This is a genomic window from Streptomyces sp. NPDC017246 (genome assembly GCF_044331325.1).
Taxonomy (GTDB): Bacteria; Actinomycetota; Actinomycetes; order Streptomycetales; family Streptomycetaceae; genus Streptomyces.
The window spans coordinates 544799-559569 of record NZ_JBIRMW010000002.1 but is presented as its reverse complement, the minus strand read 5'-3'; the positions used below and the strand labels follow the sequence as shown (position 1 = coordinate 559569).

Genomic DNA, 14771 nt, shown 5'->3' with positions numbered 1-14771 from the left:
CCGAAAGGCGAAATCGTCGTGTACGCGTTCGGCCTCTGCATCGACCAGCCCTACATCGTCCCCGGCCTCACCGCCCTCGCCGGCCTGGCCGACGGCCTCACCCCGGCAGCCCGCCGCGCCACCGCCGTACGGGTGCTCACCCTCGACCTCACCCCCGCGCAGGCCCTCCTTCTCTCCGACTTCGCCCAGCGAGTCGGCTTCGGTTCCTTCTGCCTTCGCCACGGCTCCCCGCTGCGGACCTCGCGCATGGCGGACGCCTCGTACATCACCGTCACCACCTACCTGCGCTTCGAGTTCACACCGGACTTCGTCCGCCGCCCCTACCTGATCTACGTGGACGCCGACGTCCTTGTCCGCGGCGACCTCGACCCTGCCCGTGCCGGACGACACCGGTATCTACACCTTCCCCGATGACCTCCACCACGCCCACCAGACACACACCCGGCAGCTCGCCGCCCGCCATCGCACCCACGACCACCGCGTCCTGGAGGTGCGCTTTCCTTCCTGCGCCCCGACCACACCCTCTACCTCGACGTACCGGCCGAGACACTCCACCTTCGCCGCAAGACCGCCGGCCACACCGCCGCCGAGTCCGAGTACTTCCTCCACGAGCCCGGCTTCCTCCGCCACACCCGCGACTACTTCGTCCACACGCCCCGGCGCCCCGCGACGGGAGAACACAGTGGCGCGGCGCCGGAGGCCGGGCTCTTTGACTGAGGACGAATGGCTGCGCCGCGTGGAAGCTCAGCTCCCTGACCGCGACGAGGAGTGGGTCGACGATCTGCTCCGCATCTTCGGCATAGACCGGTCTTGAACGAACAGAAGCCGGGCCCCCGCTGTCGCAGGGGCCCGGCTTCTGTTCGTCACCTGAGCACCGGCTCGATGTCCGCCGGGTCGAAGATCGGCCCCTTGGACGCGGGCTTGACGATGACCGCGCGGAAGACCTTGAGGACGGCGGCGCGCTGCTGCTCGATCGTCAGCTTCTCCCACCGATCCCGGATGTCGACGGGGCCGGCCGCGAACGTCGCGGCCTCGGCGCGGTGCAGGGCCCGCTCCCGCTGCAGTTCCGCGATCTGCTTCTCCAGGTCCTCGGTGAGAGCGATATAGCGGGCGGCTGACATGCGCTTCTCCTGCCACGCCTGCCTGAACTCGGCCATGTCCCGTTCCAGGGAGGCCAGCTGTTCCTCCTTGGTCCATTCCGGCGCGCGCTCACGGACGTTCGCGAGCGCCTTGTCGGAGCTGAGGAACACGGCCTTCCTGATGAGGCGGTCGACCGGTTCACCCGCCCTGGCCACGCCCCCGCATCCGCCGTCGTTCTTGCCGGGGCACGCGTACCTGAACTGCGACGACGTCTTCGACTTCCGGTACGACGGGAAGGCCCGCATCTTGGCGCCGCACTTTCCGCACCGGGCGATGCCCGAGAGAAGGTACTTGGTGGCGTAGTCCCGCACCTCCCGCCCCTCCGACTCCCGCCTGATCTTCTCCGTGAGCAGGTACCAGTCGTCGGGGGTGATGATCGGCTCCCAGTCGCCGACGACGGGCTCACCGCGCTCGTCCAGGAAGAGCTCACCCTGGTGCATCCGGTAGCCGCACATCCGCGGGTTCATCACCATCCGCTTGATCTTCGAGTCGTCGAAGAAGCCGCCACTGTGGGACCTGACCCCCTTGTCCCGCCAGTCACGCGCGATCGACGCCCACCGGATGCCGCCCAGGAAGTCCTTCACCGCCTCGCGGAGATGCTCGGCTTCTTCCGGGACCAGCGTCCTGCGGTCCTCGCGGTTCCACCCGTACGGTGCCCGGCCGCCGGGGAGCTTGCCCTGCGTCGCCAGCTCCAGGTGCTTGCGCTTCGTGCGCCGCGAGGTGTCCGCCGAGGACTTGTTGGCGATGGTGACCTTGATCCGCGCGATGAACCGGCCATTCTCCGTGGAGAGGTCGATGTCCGACGCGGAGACGGAGTCGAAGACGAGGTGGCGCTTCCCGCGCTCGGCGTCCTCGTACTCGTCGATCCACGCCTCCAGTTCGCGCGGCTGGCGCGTGAAGCGGTCGATGTCCCAGGCGACGACCCCGTCGATCCGCCCGGCCTTCAGGTCTTCCAGCATCTGCCGGAACTCGGGGCGTACCGTCTTCCGCTTGTACGCGGAGAGGTCGTTGTCCTCGTAGACCTTGGCGACCTCCCAGCCCCGGGCGGCGCAGTACAGCCGGCAGTCCTCCTCCTGCCGCGCGACGCCCAGCCCCTCGGCCTCGTCGTCCTTGCTGATCCGGGTGTAGATGCCCACCTGCATGGCCCCGGAGGACCCCCGTCGTGCCGCCATGGCCGGATCGTCGCATATCGCTATTGGTTACATCAAGCGCCGTTCTCGTCCCCTCTTGGGCCACGGCCGATTTTCCTCGTGGGCATCCCGGACGCCCGTCCCCGAGTGGCAGACTGCTTCCATGACGACGCACAAGAACCTGCTCGGCGGCCCGGAGCCGACGTACCTGCCCGAGAACGAAGAGGCATACCGCCTCCTGGGCGAGGAGTCCCTCGCGCCGGCCGAAGTTGTGGCCAAGCACCCCACGTTCTCCCTCGCGTGGGCACAGCTCGCCGACGACGCCTACGAGGCGGGGCGCGTGGTCGAGTCGTACGCGTACGCGCGCACCGGCTACCACCGCGGACTCGACCAGCTCCGGCGGACCGGCTGGAAGGGGCACGGCCCCATCCCCTGGAGCCACCAGGCCAATCGCGGCTTCCTGCGCTGCCTCGCCGCCCTGGCGCGCGCCGCCGGCGACATCAACGAGAAGGACGAGACGGAGCGGTGCTGGCAGTTCCTTCAGGACAGCAGCGCGGAGGCGTACACCGCGCTTAGGCGGTAGCCGTCACCGCAGCCGGAAACAGCTGTGCCTCCGCTGCTCAGGCAGTGGAGGCACAGAAACTCGAACGATCACATGTGGCACCATTCTCCCACGGCACCGGGCCGTGGCCCTTCCAGCCGTCGCGGCGCAGCGCGTCGAGGCCGCGGTGGTAGCCGGTACGGGCGTAGGCGTACGACTCGACGACCGATCCGCGCTCGTACGCGTCGTCGGCGAGCTGGGCCCAGGCGAGCGAGGAGGTCGGGTACTTCGCGGCGACGTCCGCCGGCGCCGTACCGTTCGCGAGCAGCTCGCGCGGACCCGGGTCGTCGGGCAGGTGGGTGGGGGCCGGTCCCCCCAGAAGGTTCTCGTGGATGGCCATGGGGTCAGTCTGCCTCAGTCCCGCCCACCGAAGCCCCCACGCCCGCCCCGGCCGCCCGCTCGGGCCGGCCCCCGCCCGCTCGGGCCGGCCCCCGCCCGCTCGGGCCGGCCCCCGCCCCGCTCAGGCCGAAGCGCCCCGGCCGCCCGGGTCGAGCGGCGGGGACGTCACCCCGCAGTGCACCTTGCACTCCGGGTGGCAGTCCGCCCCCGCCGGAGTGCGCATCGTCGTCCAGGCGATCACCGCGCCCACCACCAGGATCCCCGCGCACATCGGCATCGCCCGCCGGAACGTCGCCTCGAACTCCGCCGCCGAGCGGTACGCCTCCGGCCCCATCCCGGCCAGCATCGGCAGGGCGGCCACCGCGAGCAGCCCGGCCGCCCGCGCCGCCGCGTTGTTGATGCCGCTCGCGAGACCCGCCCTGGCGACGTCCACCGAGGCGAGCACGGTCGCGGTCAGCGGGGCGACCAGGGCCGTCATGCCGAGACCGAGCACCAGCATGGCCGGCAGCACGTCCTGTACGTACGAGGCGTCCTCGTCGACCCGCAGCATCAGGAGCATGCCCGCGGCGCACAGCAGCGGCCCCACCGTGAGCGGGATCCTGGGCCCGATCCGCTCCCCCAGCTCCCCGGACTTCGCCGACAGCAGCAGCATCAGGACGGTCGTCGGCAGCAGGGCCGTACCCGCGCCGAGCGCCGAGTAGCCGGCCACCACCTGGAGCTGGAGGGCGGCCAGGAAGAAGAAGCCGCCAAAGGCCGCGTAGACGCACAGGGTGACGAGGTTGACCGCCGTGAACATCCGGGAAGCGAAGATCGACGGCGGCACCATCGCCGCCTCGCCGCGCCGGCGCTCCACCACCACGAACCAGGCCCCGACGGCGATCCCGGCCGCCCCGGCCCACCAGGCCTCGCCGATCAGCGCGTACGTCACGAGGGCGAGCGCCGCCGCGCCCAGGGCCGCGCCGAGGACGTCGAAGCGGCCGCGCGCGGTCTCGTCGCGCGATTCCGGCACGTGCCGGAGGGCGACGGGTACGCAGAGTGCGGCGAGCGGCACGTTCAGGAGGAACACCCACCGCCAGCCCGGCCCGTCGACCAGCCAGCCGCCGACGAACGGCCCGATCGCCGCCCCCACACCGCCGAAGCCCGACCACAGCCCGACCGCCCGGGCCCGGTCGTCCTCGTGGAAGCTCGCCTGGATCAGGGCGAGGGAGCCGGGGGTGAGCAGCGCCCCGCCCACGCCCTGGAGGGCGCGGGCGGCGATCAGCACCCCGGCGTTCGGGGCGAGCCCGCACAGCAGCGAGGCGAGCGCGAACCACACCACCCCGATCACGAAGACCCGGCGCCGCCCGTACCGGTCGCCGAGCGCCCCGCCGAGCAGGATCAGCCCGGCCAGGGTCAGCATGTAGGCGTTGACCGTCCACTGGAGCACGGCCAGGTCGGCGCCCAGGTCCTCGCCGATGTGCGGCAGCGCGACATTGACGACGGTGGAGTCGAGCAGGGCCATTCCGGAGCCGAGCACGGTCGTGAACACGATCCATCGACCGGTCCCCGAGGCCATCCGCACGTCCCGCACGCCCATGCCTGCATGGTCCCCCGAACGCCGAAGCCCCGCCCACCGGAATCCGAGGAGACGGTGGGCGGGGCGACGACGGCCGACGGGTCAGCGGGTGACGTTGAAGTACTTCCACGCGCCGTGGATCGTGGTGTTCACGTTGTCGCCGGACGTGCCGTCCACGTACGCCGTGCGGACCCGGGCGCGGACGCCGGCCGCTCCGGCGCCGTCGAACACGATGTACGCCATTCCGCCGCTGTTCAGCCGGACGTAGTCCTCCGAGCCCGTGCGCCAGGCGCCCGCGTACCAGACCTGGACCTCGTACTTGGTCTTCCGGCCCGGGTACGGGTTGTTCCACGCGGTGACCATCACGTCGCCGGTCTGGTGGTACGACTGGTACCAGATGGTGCCGATCTTCGACCACTTGTAGTGCCGGGACAGCGCGGTCGTCAGACCGGCCCGGGTGTACACGGTGGAGCCGACGTGGGCCCGCCCGGAGCGGGTGTCACCGGCGAAGTCCGCGGTCACCCAGGTGTCGCGGGTCATCCGGGTCGTCACCGACAGCTTGCCCGCCGAGTTGACCGTGCCGCGCTTGAGCAGCCGCTTGGGCTCCGACCCGTACGGGTCGGCCCAGATCTCCACCACCCGGTTCCGGTACGACCAGCCGAGGGACGCCGTGTACGTCACATTGGTGCCGTAGTTCACGGTGCGACGGTTCTGGTCCAGCGTCAGCGCGGTCTTGAACGGGGTCACCTTGACGACCGCCGTGCCGCTCGCGCCCACGTGCGTGGCGTCGCCCGCGTACGCCACCTTGTAGGTGACGTCGCCCGCCGCGGTCGGGGTGTCGGGGAACGAGAACGTGCCGTTCGCCCCGAGCTTCCTCGTCCCGAGCGCCTTGCCCTTCGGGAACTCGGCGTCGTACCGCGTCACGGTGAGCGGCGTGCCGGCCGGCAGGTTCAGCGTCGCCGCGACCGTGCCGGAGACGGTGATCGCCTTGAGGACCGCCACGGTGGACGGGACCCTCACGGTGACCGTCGGCAGGGACTTGGTCGGGGTGTCCAGGACGTTCAGCCGGACGCTGTTGCCGCTGGAGGCCGTGGTCACCGCGAACAGGCGGCTGCCGCCCGGCTCCCAGGAGAGGGCGCTGTCGGCGAGTCCGTCGCCGCCGCTGTAGACCCCCGTGTTCGGGAAGTCGTACTGCCGCACGGCCTTCGTCTCGCCCGGCCGGTAGACGAACACGTCCGCGGCGTAGGCGGCGTCGGAGCCGGCCGCCACGGTGCCGTCGGGGGCGACGGCCACGGCAGCGCCGTGGTACTCGCTGGCGTAGGACGGCTGCTCGGCCATGTCGGTGGTCCGCCACACCCGGTGGCGGTTGCCTGCGGTGGCCGTGATGAGCCTGCCGCCGTCAGGGGTGTAGGCGAGGTCGTTGGCCATGCCCACGGAGCCGACGTCGGCGGCGGTGCGCGCGGTGCGGGTGGCGGTGCCCGTGGACACGTCGTACGCGCCGAGCAGGAACCGGTGGTAGTACGAGGACATGGCCGCGAAGGCGTTCGGGTCCGTCGGCGAGGAGACCAGCCGCGGGGCGCCCGAGTAGTTCAGCTCGGTGTCCTGGGCCAGGGTCACCACGGGTTCGGCGCCCGAGGTGTCGACCGACCCGATGTCGCCGTGGTCCCCGTTGCCGTAGCCGAACCAGATCCTGCCGCCCGCGAGCGCGAGGTACTGCGGGTCGGTGCCCTCGCCGGTGGCGTACCGGGCCCGTTCGGTCACGGTCGCGGCGTCGAGCGCGACGACGACGTCGGCGCCCGGCACCGCGGCGTACAGGCTCCCCGCGTCGGCGGAGAGCGCGAGCCCGGTGACGCCGGGCAGGCCGGTGACGGTGCTCAGGACCGTGCCCGCGTAGTCGGTCGCGACGACCTTCCCGAGGTACGGGTCGCTGATGAAGATCTTCCGATGGACACCGTCCACCACCATGTCGCCCACGGACGACATCGGAAGGGCCTTGCTGCTGTCGGCGGCCGCAAGGCCGGCCGTGCCCGCGACGAGCGCCGCGGAACTGACGAGGACCGCGAACGACGTCGCGGCCGAGAGAGCGCGCTTGCGCACGATGAAGAGCCCCCCAAAGGCATGGTTCCGGCCCCTCAACACGGGGCGCGGTGCAGGAAGACTAGAACACGCCTGCGACACCCCGCCTCCCGGTATCCGCCGCGCTCACGGCCGTGACCGATGCCGTCCTCAGGTCGTGCGCAGCCGCCCCGCCGCGCGAACGAGCGCGTCCACACCCCGCTCGGCCTTCTTCCGGGGGCAGCCCACGTTGAGCCGGACGAATCCGGGCGTGCCGTACACCCCGCCCGGCATGATCGCGACCTTCTCGACCGCCACCAGCTCCTCCTGGAGGGCGGTCTCCTCGATGCCCAGCGGCCGAAGATCGATCCAGGCCAGGTAGCCGGCCTGCGGGGGCTCCCAGTCGACCCCCGGAAGGCCCGCCGTGAGGCGTTCCCGGACCGTGGCCATCGTGCCCGCCACGTAGCCGCGCAGTTCGTCGAGCCAGGCGGCGCCCTGCCGGTACGCGGCGATGTGGGCGGTCAGCGAGAGCACGGCGGGCGAGGCCAGGCCCTCACCGGTCTCCATCCGCCGGACGAAGGCCGTCCGCTCGTCGGGGTCGCCGATGATCCCATACGAGCCGGAGAGCGCCGGAAAATTGAAGGCCTTCGTGCCCGAGGTGATCAGCGCCCAGCGGCGGCCCCGGCCCGGCTCGGCGATCCTGGTCCACGGGATGTGACGGTGGCCGTCGGTGGTCAGGTCGGCGTGGATCTCGTCGCTGACGACGGCCGCGCCGTGGCGTTCGGCGAGCTCGGCGAAGACGGTGAGCTCCTCCTCCGTCCACACCCGGCCGGTCGGGTTGTGCGGGGAGCAGAGCAGCAGCATCCGGCTGTCCGGCCGGGCCAGCTCCCGTTCGAGGGCTTCGAGGTCCCCGAGCGGTACGCCGCGCAGCTCGCGCCCGAGCCCGGTGACGGCCTTGCGGAAGCCGTCGTAGGTGGGGGTGTGGACGACGACGCCGTCGCCGGGCTCGGTCCACATCCGCAGCAGCTGCGAGAGCTGGTTGAGCACGGAGGGCGCGTACACCAGCGAGTCGATGTCGATCTCGGTGGCGAACCGGCTCGCGTACCAGTGCCGGATCGCCTCGCGGAACTCGCCGAGCCGCCAGTCGGTGTAGCCGAAGACCCCGTGGCCGACCCGGTCGCGCAGGGCGGCGAGCACCTCCGGCGGGGAGGCGAAGTCCATGTCGGAGATGGTGAAGGGGAGCAGATCGGGCACACCGAAGCGGTCGGCGATCCCGTCCCACTGGACCGACCAGGTGCCGTGCCGGTCTATCTCACGGTCGAAGTCGTACATCAGGCCCTCTCGTCGACGGACGAAGGGCCCGGCACCTGGGGAGGTACCGGGCCCTTCGCTCACACGATCTGCTTCGTTACTTCAGCTTGGTGCCGGTCGAGCGCAGCGCCGCGCACGCCTCGGTCACCCGGACGGCCATGCCGGCCTCGGCCAGCTTGCCCCAGGTGCGCGGGTCGTAGGTCGACTTGATGCCGACCTCGCCGTCGACCTTCAGGACACCGTCGTAGTTCTTGAACATGTGGTTCGCCACCGGACGCGTGAAGGCGTACTGGGTGTCGGTGTCGAGGTTCATCTTCACGACGCCGTTCTCCAGCGCGGTGGCGATCTCCTCGGCCGTGGAGCCCGAGCCGCCGTGGAAGACGAAGTCGAACGGGGAGGCCTTGCCGTACTTCTCGGCGACACCGGCCTGGAGGTCCTTGAGGAGCTCGGGGCGGAGCACGACGTTGCCCGGCTTGTAGACGCCGTGCACGTTGCCGAAGGAAGCGGCGAGCAGGTAGCGGCCCTTCTCGCCCAGGCCGAGGGCCTCGGCGGTGCGGAGCGCGTCCTCGACGGTGGTGTACAGCTCGTCGTTGATCTCGTGGGTGACGCCGTCCTCCTCGCCACCGGTCGGGGTGATCTCGACCTCGAGGATGATCCTGGCCGCGGCGGCCTTCGCGAGCAGCTCCTGGCCGATGGCCAGGTTGTCGGCGAGGGTCTCGGCGGAGCCGTCCCACATGTGCGACTGGAACAGCGGGTTCTCGCCGCGGGCGACGCGCTCGGCGGAGACCTCGATCAGCGGACGGACATAGCTGTCCAGCTTGTCCTTGGGGCAGTGGTCGGTGTGCAGCGCGACCGTGATGTCGTACTTCGCGGCGACGATGTGCGCGAACTCGGCCAGGGCAACGGCGCCCGTGACCATGTCCTTGTTGTACTGGCCGCCCAGGAACTCGGCTCCGCCGGTCGAGATCTGGATGATGCCGTCGCTCTCGGCCTCCGCGAAACCGCGCAGAGCGGCGTGCAGGGTCTGGGACGAAGTCACGTTGATGGCCGGGTAGGCGAACTTGCCTGCCTTCGCCCGGTCGAGCATCTCGTTGTAGACCTCGGGGGTTGCGATGGGCATTCGTCCGCTCCTTGTGATGTGCGGGGTGTGTGCGTTGCTGTCCCTGACCTGGGGGCGACGTCATCGTCGACGCCCATCCTTCCAGACTCTTCTGCGGGCTCCCACGGGCACGGCATGCCAAGGGGCGGGGTGTTTCACGTGAAACACCCCGCCCCTGGATAAAAACGCAGGTCAGGACCGCCCTCGCCGAGGTCCAGGACCTAAGTCACGACTTCGCGGCGGTTAGCCCAGCTCAAGATCGGTCAGCCGGTAGCCGGTGAGGTACGTCAGACCCGCCCCGGCGATGGCCTCGGCGGCGCCCCGGTCGACGATCGTGGCCACGGCGACGACCTCGCCGCCGGCCTCGCGGACGGCCTCGACGGCGGTCAGCGGCGAACCACCCGTGGTCGAGGTGTCCTCGACCACGAGGCAGCGACGGCCCTTGACGTCCGCGCCCTCGATCCGGCGCTGCATGCCGTGCGCCTTCTGGGCCTTCCGTACGACGAAGGCGTCGAGGCGCTGCCCACGCGCGGCGGAGGCGTGCAGCATCGAGGTCGCGACCGGGTCGGCGCCCAGGGTCAGACCGCCGACGCAGTCGAAGTCCAGGTCCGCCGTGAGGTCGAGCATGACCTGACCCACCATCGGCGCGGCCTCGCCGTCCAGCGTGATCCGGCGCAGGTCGATGTAGTAGTCGGCTTCCAGACCCGAGGAGAGGGTCACCTTGCCGTGCACCACGGCCTTGTCCTTGATCTGCTGGAGCAGCTCAGCGCGTACGTCAGTCATGCCCCTGAGCTTAAGGGGACCGCTCGGGGGCGGCGTCCGCAGCTCTCAGAGACGACGCCAGGTCCAGGTGCTCTCGACCTCCAGCGGGTCGATCGGGGTCACCAGACGCGGGTGGGTGTTGAGCCCGTTCGGCGGGCCGGACTGCGGCTCGACGCAGACGGCGTCCTCGGGCTCGTCGTAGATCACGACCCAGGGGGCGCGGCTCGCGACCTTCAGCTCCAGCTCCTCCGGCCAGGTGAGGGTGACGTCGACACCGTCGGGCATGCCGAAGCAGTCGTCCCAGGGCCCGGGGGCGGGATCGATCCGGCGCCCGGTGGGCAGGTGGTTCTCCCCGCGCTCCTCCTGCCAGGCGGCGGTGAAGTCGAGCCGCACGTCCTGACCGCCCCGGCCGAGGTTCCGCAGGAACCACGGGTGCCAGCCCGCCTGGGCCGGGAAGGAGTCGCCGTAGGTCTCGATCCCGAAGCGCAGCGTCAGGGAGTCCTCGGCCAGCTCGAAGACCTGGGTGACCGTGCCCTTGTACGGCCACGGGTCACCGAGCTCGCAGGTGAAGACGGCCTCGGTCGCGGAGGTCCTGGCGGTCTTCCAGGCGAGGTCGCGGACGGTGCCGTGGATGGCGTGCGGGGGTGCGTTGACCGGGAGCTGATGGGTGGTCGCCCCGTTGCGGAAGAGGCCGTTCTCGGTCCGCCCGCACCAGGGCGCCATCGGGAAGCTCCCGAAGCGCTCGCCCTGGCGCAGTACCTCGGTCCCGCCGATGCGCAGGCCCTCGATCCGGCAGCCGTTCTCGGGGCTGATGGTCAGCTCGGCGTCGCCCGCCGTCAGTCGCGTCTGCATGCTCACGCCCTGACCCTAATCGTGCGAGACCCCGAACGTGGGCGACCCTTTCCGGGCACGTTTCACGGCGTTACGGCTCGCGCCACGGCGGGCGTCTCAGCGGCGGCGGCGCAGCGCCCGGTTGATGACGACCGCGGAGGCGAGGGCGAGGGCCGCGGCCGGCGCGATCCAGCGCAGGGTGGCCCCGGCGCTCGACGCCTCGGGGGCGGGGACGGGGGCGTACCGGCCGCGCGGCGGGGCGTGGTCGACCTCCTCGGCGCTCCGCCCGATCATGGTCCGGCGGGCGTGGGCGGCCTCGGCGGCGGGCTGCGGGGCGGGGAACTCGATGGGGGCGCCGACGAAGTCCTCCTCCACGAGGGGGTCGAGGGAGGGCGGCGGGACCGGTGCGTCGAAGACGGAGCTCCGGGGCGGCTCCTCGACACCGTCGTCGACCCCGTCGTCGTCCGTGTCGGTCTCTCCGTCGCTCTCTCCGTCGGTCTCTCCATCGGTCGCGGCGGCGGCCGCCCCTTCGGGCGACTCCTGCTGCGCGTCGGGCTCGGGATTCGCGTCCGGCGGGCGCTTCGCGTCCGGCTTCCCGTCCGGCTCCGGTTCCGGCTCCTCGGCGAGGGCGGCCAGCGCCTCCACGAACTTGCCGAGCAGTCGGGCACCCGCCGTGGACCGCGCCTCGTCCGTCGCCTCGGCGAGCCGGCCGGCCGCCGTCAGGCCGCCGGTGAAGCTCAGGCTGGTGCCCTCGGCCACCGGAGTGAGGACGACGGTGAGCGACAGCTCCGCCGAGCCCTTGCCCCGGGCCTCGGTGCCCTGGCCCTCGTAGGTGATGGCGCCGTCCCGCTCGACGACCTTCAGGGCGCCGCGGTAGGTGATGGTGTTGCCGCCGACGCGCACCCTGAGCCGGCCCGTGAGCGGGCCCGCCTCCGCGTCGGCGTCCCGCTGGAGGCCGGGGACGCAGCGCACCACCCGGGCGGGGTCCGTGAGCGTCGCGCGCAGAACCTCGGCCGGGACCGGGACGAACACCTCATGCTCCATGGAAGCCGAGCCTACTCAGGCCGGGGCGCGGCGTCGCCTGTTTGGCACCGCACCCGGCACCCGCGCGCGCCCCGTCGGCCACGGAGGGAACGCCCTCAGCCGCCGTACCGCGGGTGCACCAGTGTCGAGGGGGGCGGTTCGGCCCCCCGGCCCCGCTCGGCCCGGCGCGCCGCGGCCTCCAGGGTCCTTTCGCCGAGCGAGCGCAGCCGGGGCGCGTCGGGGGCGAGGCCGAGGACGGGCGGGCGGCCGCCCGGCAGGGCGAGGAGGAAGCCCCAGTCGCCGGGCCCCCGTCCCGTACCGCTGGTGCGGTCGGCGCGGTCGGGTCCCGCGGCGAAGCCGGGGGTGCGGCCGCTCGCGCTGTACGGGCGGGTGGCGAAGCCGGCGGCGCGCAGGGTGGCGTCCACGGTCCAGTAGGTGCGCGGCCGGTCGGCGACGGACCCGGCGTGCACGGCGAACCGTCCGGAGGGGGTGAGGACCTGGGCCACCAGGCCGTAGAACTCCTCCGAGTACAGCTTGGTGCTGGGGGTGATTCCGGGGTCGGGCAGGTCGGAGATCACCACGTCGTACCGTTCCCGCACACGATCGGTGGCACCCCGGAGCCAGCGGAAGGCGTCCGCGTAGACCACCCGGACGCGGCGGTCCCGGAACGCCTGTGCGTTGAGCGTGGCGAGCGCCGGGTCCGTACGGGCGAGGCGGACGACCCCCGGGTCGAGTTCGACGACGGTGACGGAGCGGACCCCGGGGTAGCGCAGCGCCTCGCGGGCGGCCATGCCGTCCCCGCCGCCGACGATCAGCACCCGCCCGTGCGTGCCGTTCATCGCGGGGTGGACGAGCGCCTCGTGGTAGCGGTACTCGTCCTGTCCCGCGACCCGCAGGCGCCCGTCGAGGAACAGGTCGGGCGGCCCCTCGCGGCCTCCGGTCACCACGACCTCCTGGAGCTCGGTGTGGACGGCGACCCGCACCCGCTCCCCGTACACGGCCCGGCGGGCGGCCTGCTCGAAGTCGTCGACGAGCACGGTCGCCGTGGCGAGGACGGCCAGGACCGACACGTTCACGGCGACGAGCAGGGCCCGGGAGCGGGTCGTCAGGTCGCGGTGGAACACCCACAGGACCAGGCCGCCGCCCGCCACGGCGTTGACCGCGCCGGTGACGAGGGCGCCGGTGAGCTGGCCGAGCCAGGGCAGCAGCAGAAACGGGAAGGCGAGGCCTCCGACGAGCGCGCCGACGTAGTCGGCGGCGAAGAGGTCGGCGACCGTCCCGGCGGCGTCGTCCTGCTCTCTGAGCGAGGCCTTCCGCCCGGCCCGCCCCGGGCGGCCGTCCCGCTGTATCAGCGACATCAGGAGGGGGATCTCCGCGCCGATGAGCACCCCGATGGCGAGCGAGAACGCCACGAGCACGTACCGCGATTCGCCGAGCCAGGCGAAGGCCGCGTACAGCACCATCGCCGAGCAGCCGCCGACCAGCGCGAGCCCGGCCTCGACCAGGCCGAAGCCGACGGCGGCACGGCAGCGCAGCCGCTTGGCGAGGAGCGAGCCCACTCCCATGGCGAAGACCATCACGGAGAGCACGACGGAGGCCTGGGTGACCGAGTCGCCGATCAAATAGGAGGCGAGCGCGACCAGTTCGAGTTCGTAGACCAGACCGCAGGCGGCGCAGACGAAGACCACCGCGAGGACCGGGAACCGCACCGTCTCGCGCGGCGGCTCGGGCCGCCGCACGGGCGCACGCCGCACCTTCTTGGGTGGCATGGTCACGGTCGGCTCCATCATGACCGTAACGCTACGTCACGACTCGGGCGCCCCTTGTCACCCACACGAGTGCATCTGAGGCTCCGGGAGGGCGTATCAGAGCGTTGCGGGCATACGTGCGCCGATACGGGTCCTGGTCACCACCAACTGCCCTTCCTGCGGGTAGGCGTGCCAGGTGCGCCAGCGCACCTGACCCTCGTGGCGCTGCGCCAGCATCGCCGTGAAGGCGTGCGGGGAGCCGGGAAAGGTCCCCGCGAGTCCATTGGGGTGGTCGGCGACGAGCGCGAGCAGCTCCTGCGCGCGGCCCGCGAAGGAGCCGTGCGAGAGCGTCTCGACGCGCGCCGCGAATTCGTACTCCCATTCGCCGACGCGCTTGGAGACGCCGAGCGGAAGGGGGGTGCTGCTGCCGGGCATGCAGGCGACGGTCTCCGAGCAGCTGCGGCCCTCCTCTTCCAGGAGCACCTGGTGGGAGGCGCCGAGCAGTCTCAACTGGATTCTGGCTCCGGCGAGTTCGAGATCGAGTACGGCCAGGGCGGGCAGCGGCTCGCGCCCGAGGGCCCAGGCCAGATCGGCGGCACGCGTGTCGGTGTACGAGGTTTTCAGGGTGGTGAGCATGGGTCGGCTCCGCAAACACGGTTTGACGGGTGGGCCGGGGGCGCCCCGGAGAAGGGTTCAACGGGAGTGGGGAATCGCCGGCTCGGGTCCACACACGGTCCGAGGGCTGTCTCTGTCAGGAGCGAGAGAACCACGGACCCCGGGCGACTCGCAGCGTTTTTACCCAACTTGCCGTGTTTTCCAACCCCTTCGGGGACCCCACAGTTCACTTGTTCAATCGGATTCGGCCGACAGGTCCGCGCCCCTTGCCCACGTCACGTGCCAGGCGACGTGGGCACTCCCCGAAGGCGTCCGCTCAGCTGCCGCCGCCGCAGCCGCCCCCGCACGAGCTGGACGAGCTGCCGCAGGAGCTGGACGAGCCGCCACAGCCGCCCCCGCCGCCGTCCGCCCAGGTGATGCTGCCGCCCCCACCGCCGCTCGAACGCCTGCCGCGCCGCCGCGACCGGCGCGTGCCGCCGCCGAGCCTGCCCTTGACGGCGACGAACACCGCCACGACCACCAGAAGCCCCATGAGGCCGAAGAAGGTTCCCATCAGTACTAC

General features: G+C 71.8%; 13 protein-coding genes and 1 pseudogene. 2 read left to right on the top strand and 12 right to left on the bottom strand.

Annotated elements, in window-relative coordinates; translation table 11 throughout:
* The first annotated feature begins 18 nt into the window (after positions 1-18).
* Positions 19-414, top strand: a complete 396-nt coding sequence (locus tag ACH4MY_RS07365; protein WP_397998767.1) for a hypothetical protein — start codon at positions 19-21, stop codon at positions 412-414.
* A 449-nt stretch (positions 415-863) separates the two neighbouring features.
* Here the strand turns inward: ACH4MY_RS07365 and ACH4MY_RS07360 are convergent, their stop codons facing one another.
* On the bottom strand, positions 864-2312 hold the full coding sequence (locus tag ACH4MY_RS07360; RefSeq protein ID WP_397998764.1) for a recombinase family protein: 1449 nt from the start codon (positions 2310-2312) through the stop codon (positions 864-866).
* Positions 2313-2433: 121 nt separating this feature from the next.
* On the opposite strand from ACH4MY_RS07360, the gene ACH4MY_RS07355 reads away from it, so the two are divergent.
* Positions 2434-2853 (top strand): DUF3151 domain-containing protein, encoded by a 420-nt coding sequence (locus tag ACH4MY_RS07355; protein ID WP_397998763.1) that lies wholly within the window; start codon positions 2434-2436, stop codon positions 2851-2853.
* Positions 2854-2935: 82 nt separating this feature from the next.
* Here the strand turns inward: ACH4MY_RS07355 and ACH4MY_RS07350 are convergent.
* The 11 genes and pseudogenes from ACH4MY_RS07350 to ACH4MY_RS07300 form a co-directional block, all read right to left on the bottom strand.
* Positions 2936-3211 (bottom strand): annotated as a pseudogene (locus ACH4MY_RS07350) (DUF3151 domain-containing protein); the annotation flags it as partial.
* Positions 3212-3331: 120 nt separating this feature from the next.
* A complete protein-coding gene (locus tag ACH4MY_RS07345; RefSeq protein ID WP_397998761.1) occupies positions 3332-4786 on the bottom strand; it encodes an MFS transporter in 1455 nt (484 codons plus the stop codon).
* A gap of 81 nt (positions 4787-4867) precedes the next feature.
* Positions 4868-6862, bottom strand: a complete 1995-nt coding sequence (locus ACH4MY_RS07340) for a YncE family protein (protein WP_397998758.1) — start codon at positions 6860-6862, stop codon at positions 4868-4870.
* A gap of 129 nt (positions 6863-6991) precedes the next feature.
* Positions 6992-8152 carry a MalY/PatB family protein gene (locus ACH4MY_RS07335; RefSeq protein WP_397998755.1) on the bottom strand — a complete coding sequence of 387 codons (1161 nt, stop codon included), beginning with the start codon at positions 8150-8152 and terminating at the stop codon, positions 6992-6994.
* Positions 8153-8228: 76 nt separating this feature from the next.
* Entirely contained in the window at positions 8229-9251 is a 1023-nt protein-coding gene (gene fbaA, locus ACH4MY_RS07330; RefSeq protein ID WP_397998752.1) for a class II fructose-bisphosphate aldolase, read from the bottom strand.
* Positions 9252-9473: 222 nt separating this feature from the next.
* Entirely contained in the window at positions 9474-10013 is a 540-nt protein-coding gene (pyrE, locus tag ACH4MY_RS07325; protein WP_397998749.1) for an orotate phosphoribosyltransferase, read from the bottom strand.
* Positions 10014-10058: 45 nt separating this feature from the next.
* A complete protein-coding gene (locus ACH4MY_RS07320; protein ID WP_397999394.1) occupies positions 10059-10844 on the bottom strand; it encodes an aldose 1-epimerase in 786 nt (261 codons plus the stop codon).
* 96 nt (positions 10845-10940) lie between these two features.
* On the bottom strand, positions 10941-11867 hold the full coding sequence (locus tag ACH4MY_RS07315) for an SRPBCC family protein (RefSeq protein WP_397998746.1): 927 nt from the start codon (positions 11865-11867) through the stop codon (positions 10941-10943).
* 95 nt (positions 11868-11962) lie between these two features.
* Entirely contained in the window at positions 11963-13636 is a 1674-nt protein-coding gene (locus ACH4MY_RS07310) for a polyamine aminopropyltransferase (protein ID WP_397998744.1), read from the bottom strand.
* 75 nt (positions 13637-13711) lie between these two features.
* Positions 13712-14230 carry a DUF2617 family protein gene (locus ACH4MY_RS07305; protein WP_397998741.1) on the bottom strand — a complete coding sequence of 173 codons (519 nt, stop codon included), beginning with the start codon at positions 14228-14230 and terminating at the stop codon, positions 13712-13714.
* Between the two features lie 295 nt (positions 14231-14525).
* On the bottom strand, positions 14526-14762 hold the full coding sequence (locus ACH4MY_RS07300) for a hypothetical protein (protein WP_397998739.1): 237 nt from the start codon (positions 14760-14762) through the stop codon (positions 14526-14528).
* Positions 14763-14771: the final 9 nt, after the last annotated feature.